Annotated in this window: 12 protein-coding genes, 1 other RNA gene and 1 pseudogene; 6 read left to right on the forward strand and 8 right to left on the reverse strand. The window is 66.5% G+C overall.

Annotation, left to right across the window (positions count from 1 at the left end; translation table 11 throughout):
- Positions 1 to 5: 5 nt before the first annotated feature.
- The gene (gene hchA, locus BN1263_RS06635) at positions 6 to 878 is read right to left on the reverse strand and encodes a glyoxalase III HchA (RefSeq protein ID WP_058980300.1); all 873 of its coding nucleotides are present in this window, start codon (positions 876 to 878) and stop codon (positions 6 to 8) included.
- 84 nt (positions 879 to 962) lie between these two features.
- Positions 963 to 2,975: an esterase/lipase family protein gene (locus BN1263_RS06640; RefSeq protein ID WP_058980301.1), complete on the reverse strand. Its 2,013-nt coding sequence runs from the start codon at positions 2,973 to 2,975 to the stop codon at positions 963 to 965.
- A 145-nt stretch (positions 2,976 to 3,120) separates the two neighbouring features.
- On the opposite strand from BN1263_RS06640, the gene BN1263_RS06645 reads away from it, so the two are divergent.
- Positions 3,121 to 3,582 (forward strand): methyltransferase family protein, encoded by a 462-nt coding sequence (locus tag BN1263_RS06645; protein WP_058980308.1) that lies wholly within the window; start codon positions 3,121 to 3,123, stop codon positions 3,580 to 3,582.
- A 14-nt stretch (positions 3,583 to 3,596) separates the two neighbouring features.
- Here BN1263_RS06645 and BN1263_RS06650 read toward each other — a convergent pair whose 3' ends face one another.
- Together BN1263_RS06650 and ssrA are read right to left on the reverse strand one after the other, a co-directional pair.
- On the reverse strand, positions 3,597 to 4,079 hold the full coding sequence (locus tag BN1263_RS06650; protein ID WP_058980302.1) for a hypothetical protein: 483 nt from the start codon (positions 4,077 to 4,079) through the stop codon (positions 3,597 to 3,599).
- 153 nt (positions 4,080 to 4,232) lie between these two features.
- Positions 4,233 to 4,586, reverse strand: a transfer-messenger RNA (tmRNA) gene (gene ssrA / locus BN1263_RS20035).
- Between the two features lie 219 nt (positions 4,587 to 4,805).
- On the opposite strand from ssrA, the gene BN1263_RS06655 reads away from it, so the two are divergent.
- The gene (locus BN1263_RS06655; protein WP_058980303.1) at positions 4,806 to 5,378 is read left to right on the forward strand and encodes a hypothetical protein; all 573 of its coding nucleotides are present in this window, start codon (positions 4,806 to 4,808) and stop codon (positions 5,376 to 5,378) included.
- A gap of 125 nt (positions 5,379 to 5,503) precedes the next feature.
- Here BN1263_RS06655 and smpB read toward each other — a convergent pair whose 3' ends face one another.
- Positions 5,504 to 6,007: an SsrA-binding protein SmpB gene (gene smpB, locus BN1263_RS06660; protein WP_019661238.1), complete on the reverse strand. Its 504-nt coding sequence runs from the start codon at positions 6,005 to 6,007 to the stop codon at positions 5,504 to 5,506.
- A 57-nt stretch (positions 6,008 to 6,064) separates the two neighbouring features.
- Here smpB and BN1263_RS06665 point away from each other — a divergent pair, with 57 nt between their 5' ends.
- Together BN1263_RS06665 and BN1263_RS06670 are read left to right on the forward strand one after the other, a co-directional pair.
- Complete coding sequence (locus tag BN1263_RS06665; RefSeq protein WP_053463290.1) at positions 6,065 to 6,490, forward strand: type II toxin-antitoxin system RatA family toxin; 426 nt, start codon at positions 6,065 to 6,067, stop codon at positions 6,488 to 6,490.
- A gap of 3 nt (positions 6,491 to 6,493) precedes the next feature.
- Positions 6,494 to 6,751: an RnfH family protein gene (locus BN1263_RS06670; RefSeq protein WP_058980304.1), complete on the forward strand. Its 258-nt coding sequence runs from the start codon at positions 6,494 to 6,496 to the stop codon at positions 6,749 to 6,751.
- A 36-nt stretch (positions 6,752 to 6,787) separates the two neighbouring features.
- Here the strand turns inward: BN1263_RS06670 and BN1263_RS06675 are convergent, their stop codons facing one another.
- Positions 6,788 to 7,180, reverse strand: coding sequence for an outer membrane protein assembly factor BamE (locus tag BN1263_RS06675; protein ID WP_005409234.1), 393 nt, complete (start codon positions 7,178 to 7,180; stop codon positions 6,788 to 6,790).
- A gap of 103 nt (positions 7,181 to 7,283) precedes the next feature.
- Here BN1263_RS06675 and fur point away from each other — a divergent pair, with 103 nt between their 5' ends.
- Positions 7,284 to 7,700 (forward strand): ferric iron uptake transcriptional regulator, encoded by a 417-nt coding sequence (gene fur, locus BN1263_RS06680; RefSeq protein ID WP_014646807.1) that lies wholly within the window; start codon positions 7,284 to 7,286, stop codon positions 7,698 to 7,700.
- A 58-nt stretch (positions 7,701 to 7,758) separates the two neighbouring features.
- Here the strand turns inward: fur and BN1263_RS06685 are convergent, their stop codons facing one another.
- On the reverse strand, positions 7,759 to 8,997 hold the full coding sequence (locus tag BN1263_RS06685; protein WP_058980305.1) for an SGNH/GDSL hydrolase family protein: 1,239 nt from the start codon (positions 8,995 to 8,997) through the stop codon (positions 7,759 to 7,761).
- A 97-nt stretch (positions 8,998 to 9,094) separates the two neighbouring features.
- Here BN1263_RS06685 and BN1263_RS06690 point away from each other — a divergent pair, with 97 nt between their 5' ends.
- Positions 9,095 to 10,012 carry a LysR family transcriptional regulator gene (locus BN1263_RS06690; RefSeq protein ID WP_058980306.1) on the forward strand — a complete coding sequence of 306 codons (918 nt, stop codon included), beginning with the start codon at positions 9,095 to 9,097 and terminating at the stop codon, positions 10,010 to 10,012.
- 110 nt (positions 10,013 to 10,122) lie between these two features.
- Here the strand turns inward: BN1263_RS06690 and BN1263_RS06695 are convergent.
- Positions 10,123 to 10,454, reverse strand: a pseudogene (locus tag BN1263_RS06695) (DNA repair protein RecN); the annotation flags it as partial.

The raw sequence follows: 10,454 nt of genomic DNA on the forward strand, positions 1-10,454 counted from the left end.
CCGGCTCAGCGCTCGGCCAGGGCGTCGAGCAGGGCGCGTGCAGCCAGTTTGCCCAGCGCATTGCCAGCCAACGGGCTGTCGCCGGTCAGCAGCAGGCGGTCCTGCAGCACGCTGCCATCGATGCCGTCATTGACGATCTGCACGCCCCGCTGTGCCAGGCGCTCACCGAAGAACCACGGCAACTGTCCAGGCATGTAGCCGATCTCCGGCGTCTGCCGGTCCATCGCATCGGGGAAGGCGCAGATGCGGTAGCCGCGGAACAGCGAACCGCCATCGGCCTCGTCCACGCCCGCAGCCAGCAGTGCGGCCGGACCGTGGCAAAGGGTGATGATGTGGCGTTGCTGGGCCATCGCCCAATGCAGGACGGACTTCACCGCGCGGCTCTGCGGCAGTCCGATCAGGGCGCCATGGCCACCGGGGATGAACACTGCCGCGTAGTCCGAATCCGCATCGAGCCCGGCGACCACCTCGTCCAGTGGCAGCGGCTGGCGGAAGCACGAGGCATAACGTTCGTACAGCCCGCCGATTTCCTTGTCCTCGTTTGGAAATGCCCACCACTCGAACTTGGCGGGGTTGCCCGACAGCGTGGCTACATCGATGCCGAAGCCGGCCTTGTCGAGGTGGTACATCGGCAGCAGGGTCTCCACCGGATGGTTGCCGGTGGAGAACAGGTGGCCATTGGCAGTTGGCAGGTAGCGTTCGTCGGCAGCGATCATCAGCACCTTCCAGCGGCCATCGCGGCGCGCATCCGGGTAGTCGGCACCGGAAAGGTTGCTCTTGGGCGATGTGAACTGTGACAGCGAGTAGGGCGACGGGAAGAAGGCATCGCGCTCGGCCGGGTCGGGGCTGGGCTGGCGGCTGGGCTCTTGCGTGTTCATGCAGACCTCCTGCGGGAAATGTGAGGCCAGCATAGGAGGGTGGGTGCGCACGCGCGATGAGGGATTTCCCTCAGCTGCCCACGGCTAATTGGCCTGGTTCCCGTGTTGCTGCATGTCCTCATGCAGGATCCGCCGCAGTTCGACGATGGCCGGCGTGGCTTCCTGCACGCTGTGCCCGGAGACGATCACCTTCTCCGAATCCGCATGCGGCAGGTGCGAGCTCCAGTAGGGCACCAGCCCGTCGCTGGTCTTTCCCAGCGGACCATCGGCCTTCGCCCGCGCGATGATCGAGTGGTAGTGCACCTTCGGCGACATCGGCAGGTCTGCCACGGCGCGGACGAAGGGATCGTCCTTGTCCAGATTCTGGATGCTGTTCATCTGGTAGCCGTGCTTGCCGTCGGTGCGGTCGATCTGGCCGTCGTTGGCGATGGTGGCAACATCTTCCAGCACGGTCAGCGGCAACCGCACCAGGCGACCGATCCAGCGGCCCAGGCGGGTGCCCGCCACATCGGTACCGCGGTGTGGCGTGGCGATGAACACCACCCGCGACACTGCCGGTTCCGGCAGGAAGGTCAGCACCGGTGCGCCCTTGGTGCGCAGCAGTTCACGCTGTGCCGGCGTCATCTGCGCGGTTGCCAGCAGGGTGTCGACCAGATGATCGCCGGAAGAGGAAACCATCAACCGCGCGATCACCCCACCCATGCTGTGCCCGACCAGGACCATGTCATGTGAAGCCTGCGCCTTGCCGCTGGGGTCGAAATGCTTGAACACCTCATCCAGCGTGTGGCGCATCGCATCGTGGCTCATCGCGATGGGCATGTTGGTGGGGTAGTAGAACTGCCAGACCTGGAAGTCCTGGCGGATCTCGTCGTCGCGCAGCAGTTCGTTGGCCACGTTGACCCAGGCTTCCGGACTGCTGGCCAGGCCATGGATCATCAGCAGTACGCGACGGTTGGGATCGTAGGGCTGCATCATGTACAGATGCGGTGTGTCGATGCCGCCCTTGCCCCCGAACAGCGAGCGCAGCGACTGCCGGCTGAAATTGGAACGGGCCAGCCACAACGCATAGCCGGCGGTGAAGTTGGCCGCCAATGGCACCTGCTGGCCGTGCAGGGTTACTTCCGAAACCTGGTAGGGATCGTGGATCTCCAGCTCCGGCTCGTCATCGTGCAGCACTTCCCACAGGTTCTTTCCCGAGAAGCGCAGCAGCACCGTCATCGATGGCGAAGGCATCTCGCTCCAGCTCTGCGTGGCGGAAGGGCTTGCCTGCGCCGCTGCCGGCGTAGTGCTGGGCGTGGTTGCGGCCGGGTCATCCATCACGGCCACCAGTTCGGCACCGAAGCCATCGCGGCGGTGCACGCTGCGCAGCGTGCCGGTGAACGACAGCGAGGCGGCGGGTACCAGTTCGGTCGGTGTACGCTCGCCCAACGCCGATGCTTCCCCTGGAGGGGCCAGCACGAACGTCCAGCGGCCCAGCTGGAGATGGTTGGCATCGTTGTGCACGCGCCCGGTGGCGTAGGCGTCGTACAGCTGCACCGACGCCTCCTGCACGGCCAGGTTGTAATAGTCGCGCACCTGGGTCTGGCGGTCTTCGAAGCCGCGCTGGTTGGCGGTGCGCTCGGTGAAGAACAGGTAGGCGTAGGCCTGGCGCGCGACCTGCATCCATGCGTCCAGGCGCGGCTGGAAGTCGGCATCCAACTCGTTGATTGCGGTCTTGGCGCGACCCGAGGCGGAGTACTCGCGCTTCGGCGCCGGCAGGGTCATCGCATACTGCAGCCACAGCTCGGCCAGGCTGGAGCGCTTGTCCTCCTCGCGCACGACGATGCTGGCTTCCATCGCTTCGATGCAGGGCAGGCCGGGCTTGGCGCAGACACCTTCATCAAGGCCGGCCACGCGCAGCGTCTCCGTGGTCGCCGCACTGAGCTTGCCGGAGGTGAGGATGTCACCGCGCTTGAGCGCGATGTACTGGCCGGGCGTGACCGAGGCGACCTGCACCGAAGGCCCGAACTGCCGCAGCGTCGCGCAACCTCCCAGGCTGAGCAGCGCGGTGATGATGAGGGTCGTGCGGCCGATCAAGCCCAAGCCCGTGGTAGCCATGCGATCCTCCTGCGCGGAGGCGCCACTCTAGCGGTCGGTCTGTCAAAGTGGAATCCACTGGCCGGATTGGGCCTGGCCGATGCGTCCGCCATGCGATCCGGGCATTCCCGTGTGACACTGTGGTGGAACGTGCTTGGTGATCGTGATGACCTGGCTGGAAACACGTGTTCCCCCGCCCGTGGTGATGCTGCTGTGTGCAGCTGTCGGCTATGCAGCGTGCAGGCTGTGGCCGGGTTCTGCCTTTCGGGCACCGGTGCCGGCGCTACTGGCGGGTCTGACGATGGCGCTCGGTGTGGTGCGCAACCTGCTGCCCAAGGTCTCCTTCCGGCGAGCAGGCACCACCGTCAATCCTCTGCGACCTTCGGCCTCGAGCGTGCTGGTTACCAGCGGGGTCTACCGCCGCACACGGAATCCGATGTATCTGGGCCAGGCGCTGGTTCTGCTGAGAGCCATGGTGTACCTGCAGCATCTGATCGCGCTGATGGTGGTCCCGCTGTTCCTGGCGTACATCACCCGGTTGCAGATCCTGCCGGAGGAGCGGGCACTGATGGCGCGCTTTCCCGAGGCGTACGCGCAGTACCGTCGTCGCGTGCCGCGCTGGCTGTAGCGTTGGCTACGCCATCAGCGGCTGATCTGGCATTTCACTGCGGCCGAATAGCCCTCGTAGTCGTCACCCGCGATCACGTGCAGGGTATGGCGCTTGTCGATGCGCTTCGCGTACGACGGTTCTTCGGTATCGGCGTGCTCGTTGACTTCGGTCACCGACCAGGCCTTGGCCAGGCGCTTGGCATCGACACCGTTCAAGTACACGAAGAGGCTCTTCTCGCCTTCGGCCACGTTCACATCGGCACTGGTGGCCGTGCCGCCAAACAGCGCGACCGGGTTGTCCTCCGGTTCGAATGTACCGCCCGGCTTCTTGGCCAGGCCGGCTGCCTGCAGGGCATCGATGGCTTCGGCCTCGCTGAAGTTGGAGCCAGGTCTGCAGGACAGCAGGGCTTCCAACGTTGCGGTGCCTGGCGGCGCGATGGTGGGTGTGGAGGCGTGCGTGGCTGGGGCTGCGGCCAGGGCAGTGAGGAGCAGGGACATCGCGAGGGGGGCTTTCATGGCAGATCCTTCTGGCGATCGCGGGGTGAGGGGCTGTTGGAGGTGTCATCCCGATTATGCGCCACACATCCTCCGCGACGTGCAGGCACAAAAAAGCCGGAACCCCGGTTGACGGGAGATCCGGCTTCTTGTGGCCTCGACAGGCCATACAGATGGTGGAGGTGGGCGGAATTGAACCGCCGTCCGAAGGCACTCCATCCCCAGCACTACATGCTTAGCTCACCGTTGGATCTCGTCCCCGAACAGCACGGTGCGCAAAGCGCATCCGGGAACCAGCCTGTTGTGTTCTAGTGCCGGGCTGACAGGCAGCCGCCCGGCGCGATTCCATGATAGTGACTCTACACCGCGAGCATGGACACAAGCGGTTTCGAGGCTTAGGCCTTAAGCGGCCAGAGCGTAGTTGTCGTCGTTGGCAACTAGAGTTTTGCAGCTGGATTTACGAGGAAAGCTACCCCCTCGGCATGCGCCAGGCGACTTCACAACCCCCGTCGAAACCAATGCACCCCCGGTTTCTACAGTGCTGCAAGGTACAGGGCCAATGCCGTGTTGCCACGAGCGGGGCCTGCCCAACGCTGCCAATGCTACGCCAAAACAGCTGAACAGTCACCGTGGCAATCCACAACAAGTTGTAGAGCCTCCGTCATAGCGGATTGGTAACGTCATGGGCACGAATTTGCGACACACTGGCGACGACCATCCAAGCCAGGACAGACAGGGAGACTGTGGGTGACCGAGGCAAGCCAACAACGCAGCCTGCGACAGCTGGTTGGACCCGTCGGGGCCGACTACCAGCGGCGCGCGTTGCCGCCCGGCTGGGTCTGGGCGGTGCTGGCGGTGCTGCTGGCGGCCACCTGGCCGACCGAGCTGCCGGCGACGGCGGCAGCCGCGCTGGTCTCCAGTGCGGTGGTGGTGCACTGGCCGCAGCGTGGGCGCTTGCATTGGCTGGGCTGGCGGCTGCCGGCGCTGGCGGTGCTCGCCGCGCTGCTGTGGGGCCCGGATGTACTGTCACAGTGGTTCGAACATGGCCTGGCCCTGACCTTGATGTCGCTGGCCAGCCTCAGCATTGGCGTGCATGTGTGGCAGTCGCGGCAAGTTGCGCGACAGTTGCAGGCTTCCGCCGATGCGCTGGACGACGCCCAGTTGCTGGCCCTGCTGCCCGTCGACGCCGCGCGGCTGGCGCAGCAGTGGCGCGCCGGTGATGATCCCCACGCTCCGGAACTTTCGGTGGTGATGCACCTGGCGGTGATGCATGCGGCGCTGGCGCCGAGGATGCGCAGGCAGGGCGTTCTGGCCAGCTGAGCCGCATCGTGTTGTAGAGCCGAGCCTATGCTCGGCTGCTTCACGGCAGTCGAGCACAGCTCGGCTCTACAGAAAGCCAAAGCAGCCGAGCATGGCTCGGCTCTACAGGGTGCTGCGCAGCCGCCTTACGCGTCGCGGTTGCCGCGACGCATCACGCGTTGTTTCTCGATCGCCCAGTCGCGGTCCTTGGCGGCATCGCGCTTGTCGTGGTTCTGCTTGCCCTTGGCCAGTGCGATCTCAAGCTTGATCTTGTTCTTGCTCCAGTACATCGCGGTAGGCACGATCGTGTAGCCGTCGCGCTCGACCTTGCCGATCAGCTTGTCGATCTCGTTCCGGTGCAGCAGCAGCTTGCGCTCGCGGCGGTCCTCGGCGACCACGTGGGTGGAGGCCTGGATCAACGGGGTGATCTGTGCACCGATCAGGTAGATCTCGCCGCGCTTCACATAGGCGTAGGCGTCGATGATGTTGCCACGGCCTGCGCGGATCGACTTGACCTCCCAGCCCTGCAGGGCGAGGCCGGCCTCGAAGCGCTCCTCGATGTGATACTCGTGGCGGGCACGCTTGTTCAACGCGATGGTTTTGTTGGCCGTCGCGCTCTTTGCTTTATCCTTGCCGCTGTTCTTGCTCATTTCCGTATTGTCTCCGATTCGGGCCCGCCCGGTCGATTGCCGAAACGTCCTGTATTCATGCCTACTATCCGCCGCAGCGCCCTGGTCGAGCATTCGGCCGCGCGCATGTTCGACCTGGTCAACGATGTCCAGGCCTATCCGAGCCGTTTCCGCTGGTGCTCGGCTGCCCAGATCCTGGAGCAGGGCGAGGACCGCCTGGTCGCGCGCCTTGACCTGGGCCTGGGTTCGTTCAGCACCTGGTTCCAGACGGAAAACACGCTGCGGCGCCCGTACAGCATCGATATGCAGCTGCGCGATGGCCCGTTCAAGCAGCTGCACGGCCGTTGGGAATTCCATGCGCTGGCCGAGGACGCCTGCAAGGTCACTCTCACCCTGGAGTTCGAACCCAGCTCGCGCCTGCTTGGTCCTGCATTGGCGCTGGGCTTCCAGAGCCTTGCCGACCGCATGGTCAACGACTTCATCCGTGTCGCCGACGAGGCCTGAGCGATGATCGAGGTCGAGGTGGTACTGGCCAGGGCACAGCGGGTGCTGTCGCGCCGACTGAAACTGGAGGAGGGTGCCACCGTGGCCGACGCCATTGCCGCTGCGGCGCTGGAAGGCAGTGCCGATTGTCCGGCCGCTGCCGTGCACGGCGTCCTGGCGCGCCCGCAACAGGTGCTGCTGGATGGCGACCGCGTCGAGCTGTTGCGCCCGCTGCTGGCCGATCCCAAGGACAACCGCCGGCGTCGCGCGCTCGGCGGTTGATCCCGTCAACCCGTCCCTGCGGACGGGGCTGGGCGCTTAACGGCCCTTCTTCTTCTTGTCCTTGGGCAGGTTGCGGCCGAACTGGCGCACGGTCTGCTGGGCCAGGGCCTTGTCGTTGCCCGGGAAGTAATCGCCCTCCCAGCGGGTCACGGTGTCATTCTCGAAGAACACCACGAAGTTCTTCACTTCGGTACGGCCCAGGCGGTTCACGCGCTGGCTGGACGTGTAGTCCCAGCGCTGGGCGTGGAACGGGTCGGGAATGGACGGGGTGCCCAGCAGCGCGGTGACCTGCTGCTTGCTCTGCCCGACCTGCAGCTTGGCCACGGCATCTTCCCGGATCAGGTTGCCCTGATAGATGGGTTGCTTGTAGATGATGCCGCACCCGGTGGTGGACAGGGCGACGGCGGCGACCAACAGGAGATTGCGCATCGGGACTGGCGGTTGGGGAAATCAAACCGATGATACACTCCCGGCGTGCCACCGCGACCCAATCCGAGGCAGCTGGCGCTAAATCGCCAATGAACGGAGACCTATGGAAACCCACGACCTGCGTAAAGTCGGCCTGAAGGTGACCCATCCGCGGATGCGGATCCTGGCGCTGCTCGAGCAGCGCAATGCCCAGCACCACCAGCATCACATGACCGCCGAGGACATCTACCGCCAGCTGCTCGAGCATGGCGACGAGATCGGCCTGGCGACCGTCTACCGGGTGCTGACCCAGTTCGAGGCTGCCGGCCTCGTGCTCAAGCACAATTTCGAGGGCGGCCAGGCCGTTTACGAACTGGACCGTGGTGGCCACCACGACCACATGGTCGACGTGGACAGCGGCAAGATCATCGAGTTCGAGAGCCATGAGATCGAGGAGCTGCAGCGCAAGATCGCGGCCGACCATGGCTACGAGCTGGAAGAGCACTCGCTGGTGCTGTACGTGCGCAAGAAGCGGAAGTAGGCCGTTCAGGCCCGCTGGATGCGACGAAACCCCGGGCCTGCCCGGGGTTTTTCGTTGCTTACGGTAGATTCCCGCCACGCCCGGATGATCCCATCAGGAGGTCCACCGCCTCGGCCATCGCCCGGTTCCCTGCATCACCCGGATGCAGGTGATCGCCGGAGTCGTAGGCGGCGGCCATCCGTAACGGCTCGGCCGGGTCGCGCAGCGCCGCGTCCAGGTCGATCACCGCGTCGAACGGGCTGTCCGTACGCAGCCAGGCATTGAGTTGCCGCCGCAGGGCGTCCTTGTCCGGGTGGTAGTAGTCGTCCAGCGGCGTGCCGGGCAGGGCACCAGCGAACGGTGGCAGGGTGGCGCCGATTATCCGCACACCACGCCTGCGGGCCTGTTCTGCCAGGGTGCGATAGCCCGCCTGCAGTTCGGCCAGCGTTGGCCTGGCCTGGCCCCGGGCGAACGCCGTGCCGGGCCAGCTGATGTCGTTGATGCCGATCAGCACGATGACGCTCGCCACGCCGGGTTGATCCAGTGCATCGCGCTGGAAACGGGCCAGGGCGGACTCACCCATGCCGTCGCTCAGCAGCCGATTGCCGGAAATGCCCGCATTGACCACCGCCACCCCGCGCGGGGCGAGGCGCGCGGCCAGATGGTCGGTCCAGCGCTGGTCCTGGTCGAGGCTGGCCGTGGCGCCATCGGTGATCGAGTCGCCGATCACCACCACGCTGCGCGCGCTGGCGTTGGCCTCGACCTCGATACCGGCCAGGAGCAGGCGCGCGGTGGTGCTGCTGGCAGCGCGCAGCGCCTGGGCCCGGCTCTGGTCGCCAGCGGCGATCCAGCTGGTCTGGCGACCGTCCCAATGGAACGTCTGGACCGCCGCCGGCCCCGGCACGAAGACACTGACCTGCAGCGCCTGCCGGTCATCCGTGGCAAGCGCCAGCGGATCGCTCAGCCGTTCCTGGCCGGGGCCGATCACCACGCTGGGCTGGCCGTCGAAGCTGAGCGGGTGAGGCGCGCCGCCCATGCGTGCGGAGATGCTGGCCGCTCCGATCCGCAACGGCTGGGTACCGTAGGCATTGCTCAGCCGCACCCGCAGCCGCGCCCCGCCCAGGCTGATGCGCGCGGTCTGGCGGAACGTCTGGTCGTGCAGCGTGGTCGGAACCAGCGTCGGGAACAGGAAATCCGCGCGCCAGACCGGTTGCGGGCTGGCCTGCCAGCTGGCGACCCAGTGCGCAGTGGGCGAGGCGCCGGCCGCGCCGGACAGGGCGAGCAGGACGGTGGCAGTGAGCTGGCGCAAACGGGTCATCGGTCGGTCCGGAGGAAAGGGACGGCCATGGTGATTCCGGGTTCACCTGTGAACTAGACTGCGCATGGACAATCATCTGTGAACTGGATTCATCGCCATGGCGCGACCCGACATCAACCGATCCGGCGAACTGGAAGTGTTCGTGCGGGTGATCGAGACCGGTGGCTTTTCTGCCGCCGCCCGCAGCCTGGACATGACGCCCTCGGCGGTAAGCAAGCTGGTGGCACGGCTGGAGCAGCGGCTCGGCACGCGCCTGCTGCAGCGCTCCCCCCGCCAGCTGCAGCTGACCCCGGAAGGCTGCGCGTTCTACGAGCGTGGCCTGCGCGTGCTGGCTGACCTCGAGGAGGCCGAGCGCTGCGCTAGCGCCCATGCCGAGCCGCGTGGGCGGCTGCGGGTCAACTCCAACGTGCCGTTCGGCCAGCATTTCCTCTTGCCGCTGCTCCCGGCGTTCCTGGCGCGCAACCCGCGGGTCGGGGTGGACCTGACCCTCAATGATGAAGTGATCGACCTGCTGGAGCAGCGCACCGACGTGGCGGTAAGGGCCGGTCCGCTGAAAAGCTCCAGCCTGGTCGCGCGTCGGCTGGGCGCGACGCGGATGATGATCGTGGCCGGGCCGGCGTACCTGCAGCGGCATGGCGTGCCGCGCAACGCCGAGGAACTGCAGTCCCACAACCGGCTGGACATCGGTCATGCGCGCGCGATGCAGGGCTGGCCGCTGCTGCAGGACGGGCGCGAGCGGATGGTGCTGCCCAGTGGCAATGCCCGTGCCAGCAACGGCGACGCGCTGCGCCAGCTGGTGCTGGGCGGGCTGGGCATGGCCCGCCTGGCCGCGTTCCAGGTGCAGGACGACGTCGCCGCCGGGCGCCTGCTGCCGGTGCTGGAAGAGGCCAATCCGGGTGACCTGGAAGAAGTGCACGCCGTGTTCCTGGGGCAGGGCGGTTACCTGCCGCTGCGGGTGCGCGCGTTCCTCGATTTCCTGGTGGAACAGGTCGATCTGACGCAGCCACGGGGGTAGGGCCGGCCGCTGGCCGGCAACCTCACGATCTTCGCCCACCCGTGTTGGGTTGCCGGCCAGCGGCCGGCACTACCGCGCGGAAGCCGGGCCTATGCCCGGCTCGGGCGGCGTTACACCTGCAGCAGCTTGCGTGCGGCGGCGCGCGCTTCCTTGCTCACTTCCACGCCACCCAGCATGCGCGCCAGCTCTTCCTCGCGGGCCTTGCTGTCCAGTTTTTCCACTGCGCTCTGGGTCATGCCTTCCACCGGCGCCTTGCTGACCCGGTAGTGGGCGTGGCCCTTGGAAGCGACCTGCGGCAGGTGGGTCACGCACAGCACCTGGCGCTTCTCACCGAGCGCGCGCAGCTTCTGGCCGACGATGTCGGCCCCCGCGCCGCCGATGCCGGAGTCGACCTCGTCCAAACCACCATGGTGGGCACCGCATCCAGGTCCAGCGCGGCCAC

The sequence above is a fragment of the Stenotrophomonas thermophila genome (assembly GCF_001499715.1).
Taxonomy (GTDB): Bacteria; Pseudomonadota; Gammaproteobacteria; order Xanthomonadales; family Xanthomonadaceae; genus Stenotrophomonas; species Stenotrophomonas hibiscicola.